14 protein-coding genes are annotated in these 14,159 nt (G+C 36.7%); 4 read left to right on the top strand and 10 right to left on the bottom strand.

All coding sequences use genetic code 11. From position 1 onward, the window contains the following. Positions 1-3: 3 nt before the first annotated feature. Complete coding sequence (locus tag H3T55_RS14940; RefSeq protein ID WP_225535048.1) at positions 4-411, top strand: MerR family transcriptional regulator; 408 nt, start codon at positions 4-6, stop codon at positions 409-411. Continuing rightward, the gene (locus H3T55_RS14935) at positions 412-753 is read left to right on the top strand and encodes a DUF4260 domain-containing protein (RefSeq protein WP_225535049.1); all 342 of its coding nucleotides are present in this window, start codon (positions 412-414) and stop codon (positions 751-753) included. It abuts the gene before it with no gap. Positions 754-846: 93 nt separating this feature from the next. Here H3T55_RS14935 and rihC read toward each other — a convergent pair whose 3' ends face one another. From rihC to H3T55_RS14885, 10 genes are all read right to left on the bottom strand, one after another. Then, positions 847-1,770, bottom strand: a complete 924-nt coding sequence (gene rihC, locus H3T55_RS14930; RefSeq protein WP_225535050.1) for a ribonucleoside hydrolase RihC — start codon at positions 1,768-1,770, stop codon at positions 847-849. A gap of 133 nt (positions 1,771-1,903) precedes the next feature. Further along, positions 1,904-2,239 (bottom strand): hypothetical protein, encoded by a 336-nt coding sequence (locus H3T55_RS14925; RefSeq protein ID WP_225535051.1) that lies wholly within the window; start codon positions 2,237-2,239, stop codon positions 1,904-1,906. A 156-nt stretch (positions 2,240-2,395) separates the two neighbouring features. After that, entirely contained in the window at positions 2,396-4,987 is a 2,592-nt protein-coding gene (mprF, locus tag H3T55_RS14920) for a bifunctional lysylphosphatidylglycerol flippase/synthetase MprF (protein WP_225535052.1), read from the bottom strand. A gap of 239 nt (positions 4,988-5,226) precedes the next feature. Next, positions 5,227-5,883 (bottom strand): winged helix-turn-helix domain-containing protein, encoded by a 657-nt coding sequence (locus tag H3T55_RS14915; protein WP_225535053.1) that lies wholly within the window; start codon positions 5,881-5,883, stop codon positions 5,227-5,229. Between the two features lie 63 nt (positions 5,884-5,946). Continuing rightward, positions 5,947-8,736, bottom strand: a complete 2,790-nt coding sequence (locus tag H3T55_RS14910) for a leucine-rich repeat protein (RefSeq protein WP_225535054.1) — start codon at positions 8,734-8,736, stop codon at positions 5,947-5,949. Positions 8,737-8,763: 27 nt separating this feature from the next. Next, positions 8,764-8,967, bottom strand: coding sequence for a hypothetical protein (locus H3T55_RS14905; protein WP_225550228.1), 204 nt, complete (start codon positions 8,965-8,967; stop codon positions 8,764-8,766). Between the two features lie 25 nt (positions 8,968-8,992). Further along, complete coding sequence (locus H3T55_RS14900; protein WP_225535055.1) at positions 8,993-9,298, bottom strand: LPXTG cell wall anchor domain-containing protein; 306 nt, start codon at positions 9,296-9,298, stop codon at positions 8,993-8,995. Further along, positions 9,288-10,385: a DUF916 and DUF3324 domain-containing protein gene (locus tag H3T55_RS14895; protein WP_225535056.1), complete on the bottom strand. Its 1,098-nt coding sequence runs from the start codon at positions 10,383-10,385 to the stop codon at positions 9,288-9,290. The genes H3T55_RS14900 and H3T55_RS14895 overlap by 11 nt, the downstream gene beginning before the upstream one ends. A gap of 71 nt (positions 10,386-10,456) precedes the next feature. Beyond that, positions 10,457-11,125, bottom strand: coding sequence for a WxL domain-containing protein (locus H3T55_RS14890; protein WP_087641675.1), 669 nt, complete (start codon positions 11,123-11,125; stop codon positions 10,457-10,459). A gap of 106 nt (positions 11,126-11,231) precedes the next feature. Then, positions 11,232-11,984: a LytTR family DNA-binding domain-containing protein gene (locus tag H3T55_RS14885; RefSeq protein WP_225535057.1), complete on the bottom strand. Its 753-nt coding sequence runs from the start codon at positions 11,982-11,984 to the stop codon at positions 11,232-11,234. Positions 11,985-12,250: 266 nt separating this feature from the next. Here H3T55_RS14885 and H3T55_RS14880 point away from each other — a divergent pair, with 266 nt between their 5' ends. Beyond that, on the top strand, positions 12,251-12,880 hold the full coding sequence (locus H3T55_RS14880) for a helix-turn-helix domain-containing protein (protein ID WP_207114609.1): 630 nt from the start codon (positions 12,251-12,253) through the stop codon (positions 12,878-12,880). Between the two features lie 53 nt (positions 12,881-12,933). Beyond that, positions 12,934-14,159: MucBP domain-containing protein (locus tag H3T55_RS14875; protein ID WP_225550226.1), on the top strand; the 1,226-nt coding region annotated here is incomplete at its 3' end.

The raw sequence follows: 14,159 nt of genomic DNA, 5'->3' as shown, positions 1-14,159 counted from the left end.
TATATGAAAATAAGTGAACTATCCAAACTTACAGGAATCAAGAAAGAAACCATAAGATACTACGAGTCTATTGGTTTACTTACGCCTGATCGAAATACAAACGGCTATAGAAAGTATACAGAACAAGAATTAAAAGATCTTAGCTTCATTTTAAAGCTCAAACGTTTATCGATTCCATTGAATGAAGTAAAGATGCTGATGGATATAAAACGTCAGAAGACAAGTATCGCATGCAAGGAAGAAACACTGCACTTTTTAGATCGTTACATCAAAATAAGTCAGGATAAATTAGTATTTTTAACAAAATCCATCGATATTTTAGTTGATATCAAACACATTGTTGGTAAAAATAACCCGAATGAGGAAAATGAAATCATTCAACGCTTAGCATTATTTGAGGAGGAATTCTAAATGAAGCTTATTCTAAAACTTGAATCTATCTGCCTCCTTCTCATTGCTTTATTCTTCTACTTTTCTGTCTTTAAATTTAGTTGGGTAGTTCTCTTCGTTTTTCTATTTGTACCTGATCTATCGATGATTGGGTATCTCTTGAGTGATCGAACGGGTGCGTATATCTACAATATTATTCACAATTTAGTATTACCAGCGATTCTGCTTGCACTAGGTCTTTTTTTCGATTCTTCATTTTTATTGATGTCATCGTCGATCCTTTTCATTCATATTTTTATGGATCGTTCCTTAGGCTACGGGTTGAAGTATTTAGATAGCTTTCACCACACTCATTTACAATGAATACATTAAAAAGTCCGAGAAAAACTAGAAAACAGTTTTTCTCGGACTCTAATTCTTAAAAAACGGTACTAAAAGTCAGGTGCTTCTCTTTCCTTAAATGCATTTCCCTATCGCATCAAAAAACCATTGTTTAAACTGACCACTATCTAAATCCACACAAACACGGCAATTCGCAGTTTTTCCTAAATAACCATTCAAATCAACCAATGTCGCACCAGCAGTCAGTGCACCTTGTGTTTCAACCGCCACATAGGTCTCTCGCACGTCAAACATTTCTGGTGCTAGTAAATAGGCAATCGCACAGCCATCATACATATGCAGCCCAACATCCAAGTTACCGCTGCGGTAGCTTTGAAACAGCTGATCGATCATCTCTCCTGTCTTATTCATCTTCTTAAGCTTCTTGCAGTCTGCAGCTGAGATCAATGCTTTTTCACCCACATCTAAACCAACCATCGTCAAAGGTAAACCACTCTCAAAAACAATTTTAGCTGCTTCTGGGTCTGCTGCGATATTAAACTCCGAAAGAACACCAGTATTTCCTCTCGCTAAAGAGCCGCCCATCAAGACAAGCTCCTCGATTCTTTCAGAACATTCCGGGTACATTCGAAGCAGCAACGCGATATTCGTCAATGGTCCAATTGCCACGATCGTCGTCTTTTCTTTTGTTTCCATCAAAGTCTTATACATATCGATCACTGCATGGTTTTTCGTCAGCAGTTCATATTTAGATTCTGTAAATTCATAACCATCCATCCCTGTACTCCCGTGAATTTCACTCGCATCGATCGCATCGCGAAGTAAAGGACGGCCTGATCCGATCGCCACTGGAACCTCTTTATCCCAAAACGCCAACAGCTTCAGTAAATTTTTAGTCACCTTATCTACACTGACATTTCCTGAAACCGTTGTAAATAATTTTACATCCAACCTTTCATCAAATAATGCAGCTGCAATCGCGACTGCATCGTCGATTCCTGGATCTGTGTCGATAATTATTTTTCTTTTTTTATTCACTCTACCTTGTCCTTCCTTTAGACCTTAGCGTCATCAAGCTCTTCTTCCAAATGACCTTAACTTAGCCAAAGCACTCCTTTTTGTATAAAAAACAGGAAACAAAAACATATCTGCCTCCTATCTCTTTCTATTTTTAATAATCCAATTGTTTTAAATGTAATAAAAATGCATCTGCCTTCAGACGTTTGATCGTATATAAACATTCAATTTGTCGGCGGAGTTTTTTATCTTCTTTCGCAGCTGGATCAAACGCTTCCAATAACTTACTGATCCCATATTCAAATAACACACCGCTGCCGCCACTGCCAATAGTAAAGCCGATCGATTCCGTGTCATTTAGCTGACCTTTTTTTATTTCTGCCACTGTTTTGGTAAAATCACCTTCAACGATTATTTCATCGATTTTCTTATCTAATGCGGCAATTAATTCCGCCTTTGTGCATACCTTTACTTGCTCTATGATCATCATAAAAAACCTCCTTTTTTAATTATTATACGCTATTCTATCATTTTTACTAGTCGTACTTAAGACTGAAAATAAAAAAAATTTCCCGATTTCTGTCTTTTATTCGGTACAAAAAAAGTCAAAGACATAACTTATTAAAAGCTGTCCTCGACTTTTCTATTATGAAATGATCATTGCTTCTTCGACAAGGGAAACTCTTTCTCCCTTCCCACGCTCGACCAACAACGCTAATTGGATACATGCAAAGAGTACATTACTTTGCTTAGAGTATGCATAATATCTTGCTTCCCAATGGCTGACATAGCGTTCTTTTTCTTGTCTTGTATCTTTAAAACCATATACCTGATCACCATATTTATAAAAAATATTGACCAAACGTTCTTCTAAAAATGAATATTTTGTTTCTCCCACATTTGAAAGCGGTGCTGTACCTAAATCGATGATTTGGTAGCCCTGTTTCTGATACTCTGAAATGAAATGGGTCAAGATAAAGTCAGTTAGATGCTCAGGTGCCTCGTTAGAAAAACGTAAGAGATCGTAAGAAACCTTATATTTTGGCTGGATCGGTTTTGCTGTAATAAAACCAACAACCTCATGATGTGCATTTCTTACGATACCCACATCACTCAATGACAAATACTCTCGATCAAAGCTGCCGCCGACAAAGTTCCGTTCTCGTTGACTGCCCAACCATTCTTCAGAAACGTTGGCCAACGCTTGAAACAACTCCTCAGATACTGGATCATGATACATCGTGAATGTATAACCCAAATTAGACAAATGCTGTAATTCCATGCTGTTCGTTGCCAAAGAGGTCGGAATCAAGTCAGAAGAAGAAAAGTCAACCAGACCTTCTTCACCTACCTTCATAAAATTATAGCCTAAATCATGTAAAATCATCGTGTATTTCTCACCAATTCGATAAAAGGCTGCCTGATAGCCAAGTAAATCCGCTGCATCCATAAATGCCAGCGTAGCCTCTGCCCATTTTTGCTCATTACCGATCGGATCGCCTAAAATGAAACATTTATTCGCCTTTATTTGATAAGCGAACAAAACTTCATCCTGGTTGTTTTCCTGATAGTAAAAGTATTCATAGTTTTTTAAATAAAGGAGATGACTACCTTCTGTACCGCCATATTTACGAATCAGCTGGGTCAACCGTTCTTCCTGAAAAGGTTCGCCCAAGCGCATAGACGTATCTGCTAAATATTGATACAACGTAATCAAACCGATCATTGATATCCCCAACCCGATAAGTCCTGAAAACCAAACATCGTCTGATGGAAACAATAAAAACATATGCGGCAACGGACCAGTCTTATCTGGGTGAGAGCTATAATATCCTGCGACTGCATAAATAATAAAGAGAAAACTGAACAACACTCCGTCTAAAACTAATGCGCCCCAAGAATAAACAAATTTTTCTCGATAAAATTCCTTTCTTGCCAAAAATACAGCGGAAAGAATCACAAGGTAAACCAAGATCAGCTGCCATGAAGCCGTTCTCGAAATCGTATTGACGATCCCAAAGATCAAAAGACCGATCGTTGGTCCGTAAGCCTTTTTCACCTTCATCGAAATTCCTCGAGCTAGTCCCAGCAACAAAAAGCCAATCAGCATATTAAATGTTTGATCTAAGAAATCAAACGAAAATGGCAATAAAAATTTAAATAGTCTGCTGACATTCGATAGATTCGTAACGGTGGACAGTAAGACCATCATGATCCCAGCAAAATAAAGGGCAGTCACTAAAATAAAATGTGCCACTTTTTGTGAAAAGACCTGTGGTAAATTATCAAGGAAGCGATTGATTTTCACACCTGTTTGATGGACAAATAAAAGAATTCCCGTGATAAATGGCAATACATAATAAAATAAACGATAAAAAATCAGCCAAACAACCGCTGTCGATTGACTCACGCCAAGTTGGGAAAGCCCTAAGATCATCAATACATCAAATGTTCCCATACCACCTGGCACCATCGTCAGCATCCCTATCAAGGTCGCAATCACAAACATTGGGTATACAGAAATCAATGAAACTTTGACCTGCATCAGTGCCCCAACACTCAAAAAAACGAACATCGCACCTAGCCATTGACCTAATGAAGCACCAAATAAGAGAAAAATGCCTCTTGGAAAAAAATCCTTAAATAATGTATATTTCTTTAATTGAGTAAAGAAAAATAATACTGGTGCAATCAAGCTTCCTGCAAGCAGCCACACCCAATATTCTCGAAACAAACTGTCTGGACGTATAAAAAAAACATCAATAAATGCAATAAACGATAAAATCGATAAACCAGAAATCATGAATAATGCTACTTTAGAAACCGTAGCAACAACTTTTTTTCGAGACGCATCTTTTCCATAAAAATTAGCCCGAAGCGTTGCGCCAACAACTCCGCCGAAACCCGCCAGATTATTGATCGTATTTGTGACCCATGCAGAAACAAACCACTCCCAGCGATTCATTTTCGGTTTTCCTTGCTCCTCAAGCACACTGACAACGACTAGATCATAAAGTAGCATCGGCAGTACTCCGATCATCCCAACTAAGATCATCCCTAGTAGACGAAACCGATTTTGCTGTCCCATCGTCTGAAACACATCCTGCCATGTCATTCCCTGTACGATATGAGTAACTTGGTTCGCAACAAAAATCAAAACCGAACCAAGAAAAATCAATTTCAATAATAAACTATGCTCCTTCATCCAATGAAGTAGCTGATTGAATCTCCTTTTCATTGATTCACCGCCTTTCTAATAAACATCCACTTCCCCATTCAGCTCAGCAGCCCAATGAGGTGTCCTAAATACTCATTTTTAGTTTTCTTTTATATGTTAGCGTAAAACCGCTTATTTTTCCACTATTGCTTAAAATGCAAAAAATATGATAGAAGCGCATCAGCACACTTCTATCATATCTTTTCTTTTTATGTTGTCCACTTACTATGTTATCTAAAGATACACAAAACAAATAGGAATTATGGCTTTAGAATATATCCTTTGGATCTGATCGTTTGGATCATATATTTTTTATTCTCAGGCAACTTGTTTCGGATGTGAAAAATGATATTCGCTACCCGATAAATCTTCTTATCCTTCGAGCCATTCCATAAGTATTGAAATAACTCCTCATAAGTGACTGTATCATTCATATTTTGATATAGAATTTCAAATGCGCGAAACTCTTTTCTTGTAAATGTGATTTCCTGCTCCTTATCAACAACAATACACTGCTTATTATGGTCTAAAATAAGTGAATCCAAAGCATCTTTTGGCAAACTGTCAGATAAAGTACAGCCAGTGCACAGATAGTTGTGTATCGTCAATAGCAACTCCTTCATTTCTGTTGTTTTAGATATGACCCCGTTAGCACCCAATTGGAGATAAATCAGTTTCTCATCTGTGACATAGTCTTTAGCAATCACCCAAATAGGCAACTGTTGTTCCTTGAGATTAAGTAGATATTCTATCGTTTTAGAAACATCATTTTCTTTGTTTTTATCTATTAAAATGATGTCGATTCCTTCTACGTGATCACTGCCTTGAACCTTCGTAGCTTCATAGCCATTTTGAATCAACAATGTCCGTAGATCTGTATCATAGCTAGATGTTGAAAGCAAGCCAATACGTGTCATCTTTTTCTCCTTTGTAAAAGATATCAGTCTTCGTCAAAATGTATCTTCACTTGTTCTAAAAATTTATAGCGTATCCTCCAAAGTCCAAGTCAATGTACCATTATAAGCACTTCCGTTGATCTTTGTCAGCTCTTGAATCTTTAATCGAATATCATTGACTTCAAGCGCATAGTAGCCCGAAGCGCCTCCGTTTTTGGCGGATAATATCCCTGTATCCGTTTCAGTACTAGAAAAGTTGGAAGGGACGAGTGAGTTTTCCTTTAGTCTATCTGACGGTTCAATGATCGTTGTTTGACTCGGAGGAATTGAGACATCATCAGTATGATATTCTTTTAATTTATTATCTGTAAAAAGATACTCCACAGTCTCTAAACTATCGCCTGATTTACTCTCCGTTAAATGTGAAGCCGTTAATTGTACTTTCCAACCATTTGTCTCTTCAGTCCCTCTCATATCACTTACAACTACATATACCGGCAACTTGGTCGTTGTCTTAAATGTTTCTTCTTCTAAATCAGCTAAATGATGCGAGCCAAAATCAAAAATATCAGGAACCCACAGCAAACTCAGTCCAGCTTTTTCCTCTTTGATTATTTCCACGGTGAATTTATCTGTATCATACAAGCTAGCGGAAAGAATCGATCCTTCAAATGATTCGCTTTCCATCGCTTGTTCAGCTTTACTATTTTTAAAATGGATTTTGACCGGAAAGTTTTTGATATCTTGAGCATCGATCCCAGTAACGAGAACTGCTCCGCTTGTGCTCAGATCCACTCGGGCATTACCAGTAATATCCTGCCCGTTCTGTTCGATCCATAAATCGCCCAGCGTCAATTTGTCGGAAGGATAAGCAATGGTAAGCTGTGCATCTTCTAAATTGATCTGATCTTCACTCGCAGCAACATCTGTCACGAAATCGACTGCTGTATCTCCTTGTTTCGCATAAATATCATGAATATCCAGCATCACTTGATTCACAGGCTTTTCTTCTCCTGTAAATAAGACCATGTTGAATGCAACAATATCTGTCGTACCTGAAACAGAAGTACTTGAAGGGATCGTCCAATTCAAATCTGCAACGCCTTGATAAAAACCTGGCATCAAAATAGTAGCTGGCGCCGATGGATCACCGATCGTAATAGAAACCTTTTTCTTCATAAACGTTTCAGGCTGAGAAAAAATATTCCATTGCAAGCCCCAACTCGGCGTATAGGTTTTGTGCATTTGATAATACACAGAATGATCTGCAGGCTGTTTCAATACAATGTATTTGTATAATGTTTTTGTATCTTCACTCGTCATATCCTCATCCCGATAAAACTGATACTCATACGTTTCACCTACATTCAAAAATCGATCACTATACTTTTCGTAATCAGGAAAAGCATACAATAGCATCTCTTTAGGTAAATTAGCTCTGACAGCATCTGTATCCGAACTATATAGATTACGCAGTGAAGTTAAAATACCTTTAAACATACTGTTACCGGAAAAACTATCTGTTTCGATCCTTTTTATCACTGGAAGTGCAATACTGGTCAGTGCGCTTCCCGCACTAGTACCGGATTTCATTGATAAAATAGAATGACCGATCACTTCAACTTTCTTTACAAGTAAACGTCCTAAAGAAGAACAATTGTAAAAGGCTTCGTCACCGATCGATTTTGCTTCTGGTGCACTTATTTGCATGAGTTTTGTACAATTATAAAAAGCTCTAGCAGGAATAGCTTTTAATTTAGGTAAAAGAAGAGGATCACCGCTTGAATTAAGACTAAACCCGTAGGCATTTCCTCCCGTTAGATCGGCACATTCTTCAAAGGCGCCTTCTCCCATTTCAACTAAACTATCAAGAGTAAGATATTTTAGAACTTTGGCATTTCTAAATGCTTGCTTTCCAATTTTCGTTACTTTTGGAAATGATAATAGCGTCGTTGAAGTCGTACCGCTCTCATCCGGACTAACCAATGTACCACGTAATAATGATTGACCATGAAAAGCATAATCACCGATTTCCTCAACTTTTGGTGCATAAATACCGATCAGCTTGGCATTGACATTAGTTAATGGCGGTGTGATCTCACCTGCAACCACAGCAAAAGAATCACCTATTCTTTTTATTTTAGGCAGTATTAGGTTAGCAATAGGTACACTCGCAGTAAGACTCTTTAAGACACCGTCTCCCGCTACCATATCCGGAAAAGTCAGACGAGCCATATTTCTAAAATAAGCTGATTTATTTGCTAGTATCGTTACGATCGGGCTTCTATCATAAGCAGAAAAATCCGCAACCGCAATATTAGATACTTTGATCGATTGGACTTGTGCCAAATCAAATTGACCACCAGCCTGACGAGTAGCCTCAACCAACGCCGTAAAAGCATCTTCTAAATATGTATTTGCTTGCGCCTTTTTATCCGGATCCTTTAAGTCTAGGTCGAACAACGTTTTGGCCGCTTCTGGAGCGATCACTTCTGCAGAATAAATTAAACTATTCGTTGTAACGGGAGTCATATTTACACGATACGTCTCCTCATGTACGACAATAGCATAGCTTAGCGTATTAGTTGCGGTAGCTCTGACAGCGGCCTGTTTTGAATCCTCGATATTTGTAGTACTACTTATTTGGGTTTCTTGATCCCCCTTAGTCACTGATTCAGTAGAATCATCAACACTCAGCACACTTTCGCTCGATTCACTCATCGTTGCCGCTGTCGTAGCCTGTAGATCTTGGCTGTTCATTGTTTCTTCTTGTCTATCGGATGTATCAGCTGATACTTCTAAATAACTTTCCTGACTGGAAAATGTCAGAACAACAAATGCTGTTCCCAATAAAACATATACCCCTCTATTCATACTCACACCTCTTTTTATCACAATTCATCAGCTCATCAATTGACTTCTTATTACAATGAAGGTATACATGCCCAAAGCAATCCAGCCAACAGATAAAGCCGTTAGAAACAAACTAACCACAAGTTCTTTAGAAAATCCTTTTCGTCCGGATGCTATCCTAATAACCAAAATAAGCGAAGTAATAAATAGTATTACGCCAAGTATCACGGGTAAATAAATCCATATATTCATTGTATTTTTCCTCCTACTAAAACACTCAGATTTTCCGTCTTAACCTTTTGAATAAAAACAATCCTAGAAAAATGAGCAGTACACCAAGTAAACCAAAAAATTGGCTTTTCTTCTCTCCAGTGTTAGGAAAATTCTTTTTTCCGCTCCCAGAAACATCTGACGGCATTTTACTTTCAGAAGTAGCAACAGTAGTGGAACTTTGTTGAGTACCCGTGAATGTGATACCTACATCAGTAGGATCGTTTTGAGAAGCCGAGGCAAAAAGAGGACTCGCTTGAAAAATGATGCTAACGATTCCTAAAATCAATGGATATAAAAGTTTACGTCTCATGCGTTTTCCTCTTTTCTCTTTTTCCTTTACGTTTATTTATTTTCTTTTTTTGTTTCTTTTTATTCTTAAGCGAGAAAAATTGTAACAAAGCAATTGCTGCTATAGTTAGACCTGCCAATAGAGCAAACAAATAATTATACATTTTGGGTAAGGTCAATTTATACACTGATTTTTTATTCACTTCAGATGCTTGCTTTGGACTGACAGTGAATTCTTCATCCCAATTCCAGGAATCTTGATCATTTTGAGCAGTGATTTTCACCCTATAGGAGCCTGCTTCAAGATTACCTAAGCCTAATTGAATAGGAAAATCAAAAGATGTGTTAGGCGCAATAGACATATTCTCTAAATTCTTTTCTCCGATCACTTTACTACTGCCTTTTTTATACAGCTTTGCAGACATCTCCAAGTTTTGAATCACATATGGATTAGGATTTTGAAAATTGACTGCTGCTGTTTTATAGCCATTAATAATTTTTGCTGCTGCCGTTTTATAGAGTAAATCACCACCGACATTGTATGGCTTTTTATCCTCTGTTAACAAAATACCTATAGTATAGCCATAATTTGTCGCAACGCCTTTATTTTTTTTCCCTTCATCTAGATGTTTCAATACTCTGATCGCACCCAGCTTAACACCTGAGAAAGCCTCTGCTGAAGGACTGATTTTAATTTCAACGACTTTCGTTTCATCCTTTTTTAAGGTCAGTGATGGATCAGCTATCGATACCAATTTAGTCAATGGCGTTTTTAAGCTCTCATCTAATTGGGCGTTCACCTGACTATAATCGATATTTCCGTTGATGCTGGTTGAAGCATTCACTATATTAAGATCTAAAGCAAGCTTTTCACCGCTAGTATTTACTATTTTTAGCTGTAAAATTTGTTTTTCACCAGGAACGACTGCCGGATAAAAAAAGCTTAAGCTTGGATCTACTTGTGTTTCGGGACGAATAGCTTGAACAGAAAAACCTACATTTTTTTCTACAACTGCATCTTTTTCGGCAAAAGTAAAAAGCGGAAACCCGCTGCCTAAGATAAAAACTATTGCTCCTATAAAAAGAGTTCTTTTTATTTTTGAATTCATAACACTTACTCCTAAGTAAAAGCTAAGTGAGCTATCAAGACAGCTCACTTAGTTCTAAGATATAATCAAAATTACAGTGTATCTTCTAGTGTCCAAGTGACCGTACCAGTATAATTTCCTTCTTTTGCCTGACTTTGAGGAACTTGTAGCGTAACATTTCCAAATTCAGCTGCATATTTCCCGTTTTCAACAGCAGAACCTGTTGCTGTCATTACTTCTTGTGCAGCACCGCCAGCAGCTAACTGGATGTTTGATGAAACTGTCACATTCGACCATGAACCCGGTGCGTCAACGATTGCTCCAGTTGACTCTGGGACAACAGTATTATCTGTCGGTGTATATTGTTTTACTGCCGTATTTGTGATATTGATTTGTGCTCCAGCTAACGAATTAGAACCAGATTTCAATTCACTTGAAGCAGCTTTTACAGTCCATTGACCGTGAGCATCTGTTCTTTTATCTTCAACGACTGTATATTTTGGTAGTGGATTTTGCATTTCGTACGATGTACTTGCAGTCGCATTATCTGCCACATCATGATTACCAAATTCAAACGTTGTTGGAACCCAAATCAAATTCAAGTCGCCCTCTGGATTAGGATTCGGTGTGTGTCCAGAAAATTCGATGTGTGTGTCTGTACTCATTTCACCTTGAGGTGCTGCTAAAGCCTTAGTTCCTCCAACACTAGCTAAAATCACTGTTGATAAAAGTAGTGAAGAATAAATTGCTGTTTTTTTCATAAAAAGTCTCTCCCTATTTGTGTTTTTTTTGTAATTTCTATTACAATTTAATTATACAAAAGTTATTTCATTATAAAACGCCGTTTCACGCAGTAAAAAAGGCATTTTATGCATTTAATCGGTACAAATCCTTTAATTCTCTTTTAAGTTTCAACATCACTTTTGTGCTAAAATATATTTTTTGTTGATCTAAAAATTCAATATAATTATCATCTAAATTTACTTTTTTTACTTTATTAAGATTAATAATATATGATTTTAAATCTTTATAAATTTGTTTAGATGATATACTCTCTTTTAATTTCCCTAAGGTGCCTTTCGCAATGTGTTTACCATGTTCTGTGTAAACCATCATATAATTACGTTCCTCTTTGATTGTCTCGATAAACGTAATCTCCTCCCAAGGAATAATGATATCTTCTTGTTTGTAGCTGATCAGCAAACTATTGTTACTACTCATGCGTTCCAGCAGATTCTGCTCTATTTTTTTTAATATTTTTTGAAATTGACAGCTGATATCCTGTGTATTCTCAAAGATAATAAATGATTCCTCACTATATCCTTCGTTCACCATCTGAACTAGGTCAAACCCTTCTTTACATATGTAAATAAATTGGGTGGAACACTGCATTCTTTTAATTTTACTAGTCAGCTTTTCCCATCCTTTTTCAGTTCTCATCAAGACGATCGTATTTCCTTGTGCAACGTTTACTCTTTTTAAAAACTTGTCTGCAGAGTCATCAAAATACGCTTTGATTTTTAATCGACCATTATAATCGGCCAAGTGCTTTGCCAATTTTTCCTGAGCAGTTTCATTTTCTTCAAACATATACAAATTACACTTCACCTGCTCTAGCATTTTCTCAACTCACCTCATATTTTTTTATTTATCTCATTTTCTTAGATACAACATGAAAACATGTTTATAGTAAATTCCAAAAAAATAAAAGTAAATATTTTTCAAGAATTTACTATGCCAAGTTTCTTGGCACCATAGTATCATCAGGTTTTTCGAAAAAAACGAATATTTTGAAATGATGAAAATACTGTAAATCCACATTGACAAGCTCATATCTATTTGATAAATTATTAAAATATTACAAATAAAAATAAAGGATATATTTCATGAAATTAGGGAATTATTTGAAAGAAGAACGAAATAAGAAAAATTTGACCCAACAACAAGTTGCTGAAAAGATCCATGTTTCTAGGCAGACGATCTCAAATTGGGAGAACGAACATAGCTATCCCGATTTAGAAAGCCTGGTCTCTTTAAGCGATTTATATGAAGTTTCATTAGATCGATTACTAAAAGGGGACCAACAAATCGTCACCTTTTACAGTGATTTAGCAAAGGTGAATAGAAAAACAACAATTATTTTTTATTTCTTTTACTTTCTTAATGTACTTCTAGCTCCTATGACTATTTTTTTTGACTTTTTTTATGATAATACTGGAGTAACGCCCTTTTCAGTATTGTTACATGGGGGCTTAACGATCAATCTCTTTTTTCTAATTATGTTTAAATTACTACTAACTTCAGATACTTTTTCTAAAATAAATATTCGCAATAGTTTATTCTTCATAGGGATATTTAGTGTCATTCTGATTTCATTTGCCTATTTCTCTAATTTAGAAAATAGTATAGATGACTATATTAAACTTGGTTTTTCTTTAGGAGAGTATGCCTTTATGTCTGTCAAATCTTTAAGTGTTCTGATGCTCTTTCTTTATCCTCGCAGTATCAAAAAATAACAGCCCCATGCTAAAAATATTTATTATATTATTCTATATAAGGAGTTTATAAAATGTTAAAAAATAAATTATCTATCCTTTTCTTTACGCTAGTATCTGTTTGCTTTTTGATCTTAGATGCTAAACCAACTTTCGCTGCCGCTGAAGGAACTCTGAACATTCATGTACAAAGCTCTAATGCCGCTCATCCAATCGAGGGATCTTATTTCACAATCACTGGGATCACTGACCCTTCCTATTTCCAATTAGTGCAAACAGACACCCAAGGCAGATTGTCACTTCCACTTCCTGTTGGTGATTACACTATCCGTCAAATTGCAACGACTTCTGCTAGAGAAAATGTAGGTATTTCTTCTATTGGCTACAGTAGAACCATTTTAGCTGGTCAAACGGCTACCGCAGAAGGAAGTGCACTTTATATCGGTGGAGATTATGCTTTTGTAGATAGCCCCGATATTGTCTATTTAAACAAAGGGGATTATTTTGATCCAAGTATTGCTGCTCAGGGAATTAGAGCCTTCAATCTCAATTTTGGTCCCGTTTTGGGTACAGAAAAAAAAGCAGGTGGAACATTCTTTGAGTACTACAACAATGTGAATACTGCTGTTCCTGGTGAGTATATTTCTGTTTATCTTGCACTGCAAAATTCATTCAGTACAAGAACCACGCATGTCTTAAAAGTGGTCGTTTTAGATACTCCTGTAGCAGCTGGTGATGTAACGATCAAGTATCTTGATCAAAACGGAGATGAGCTTATTCCTGCTCAGACAATCAACGGTAACGTAGGGGACACTTTTGATACTTCTACAGATCAATACCAGTTAACTATTGATGGGTATTCTTTAGATACTTCGAAACTTCCTTTTAATATGACGGGCACGTTTACCGATACTCCACAAATTGTTTCTTATGTATATACTAAAAATCCTGTTCCTGCTGGCGATATTACTATTCAGTACCTTGATCAAAATGGTATCGAAATCAGTCCTGCCCAAACTATCAATGGGAATGTAGGCGATTCCTTTGACGCTTCCACAGATCAGTACCAATTAACTATTGACGGGTATTCTTTAGATACTTCAAAATTGCCTTTTAATATGACGGGCACGTTCACTGACACTGCTCAAATTGTTTCTTATGTGTACACAAAAAATCCTGTTCCTGCTGGCGATATTACTATTCAGTACCTTGATCAAAATGGTACCGAAATCAGTCCTGCCCAAACTATCAATGGGAATGTAGGCGATTCCTTTGACGCTTCCACAGATCAGTACCAGTT

Source organism: Enterococcus sp. S22(2020), from assembly GCF_020295385.1.
Lineage (GTDB): Bacteria > Bacillota > Bacilli > Lactobacillales > Enterococcaceae > Enterococcus_L > Enterococcus_L dunnyi.
Note: the sequence above shows the minus strand (reverse complement) of the source record. Positions and strands in the feature narration are given on the sequence as shown.

What these genes read in the sequence shown, in the direction of transcription:
- H3T55_RS14910 (WP_225535054.1), bottom strand. Translation starts at nt 8,736, where the DNA reads ATGAATAGAGGGGTATATGTTTTATTGGGAACAGCATTTGTTGTTCTG.
- H3T55_RS14880 (WP_207114609.1), top strand. Translation starts at nt 12,251, where the DNA reads ATGAAATTAGGGAATTATTTGAAAGAAGAACGAAATAAGAAAAATTTG.
- mprF (WP_225535052.1), bottom strand. Translation starts at nt 4,987, where the DNA reads ATGAAAAGGAGATTCAATCAGCTACTTCATTGGATGAAGGAGCATAGT.
- H3T55_RS14905 (WP_225550228.1), bottom strand. Translation starts at nt 8,967, where the DNA reads ATGAATATATGGATTTATTTACCCGTGATACTTGGCGTAATACTATTT.
- H3T55_RS14925 (WP_225535051.1), bottom strand. Translation starts at nt 2,239, where the DNA reads ATGATGATCATAGAGCAAGTAAAGGTATGCACAAAGGCGGAATTAATT.
- H3T55_RS14885 (WP_225535057.1), bottom strand. Translation starts at nt 11,984, where the DNA reads ATGCTAGAGCAGGTGAAGTGTAATTTGTATATGTTTGAAGAAAATGAA.
- H3T55_RS14935 (WP_225535049.1), top strand. Translation starts at nt 412, where the DNA reads ATGAAGCTTATTCTAAAACTTGAATCTATCTGCCTCCTTCTCATTGCT.
- H3T55_RS14915 (WP_225535053.1), bottom strand. Translation starts at nt 5,883, where the DNA reads ATGACACGTATTGGCTTGCTTTCAACATCTAGCTATGATACAGATCTA.
- H3T55_RS14895 (WP_225535056.1), bottom strand. Translation starts at nt 10,385, where the DNA reads ATGAATTCAAAAATAAAAAGAACTCTTTTTATAGGAGCAATAGTTTTT.
- H3T55_RS14940 (WP_225535048.1), top strand. Translation starts at nt 4, where the DNA reads ATGAAAATAAGTGAACTATCCAAACTTACAGGAATCAAGAAAGAAACC.
- H3T55_RS14900 (WP_225535055.1), bottom strand. Translation starts at nt 9,298, where the DNA reads ATGAGACGTAAACTTTTATATCCATTGATTTTAGGAATCGTTAGCATC.
- H3T55_RS14890 (WP_087641675.1), bottom strand. Translation starts at nt 11,125, where the DNA reads ATGAAAAAAACAGCAATTTATTCTTCACTACTTTTATCAACAGTGATT.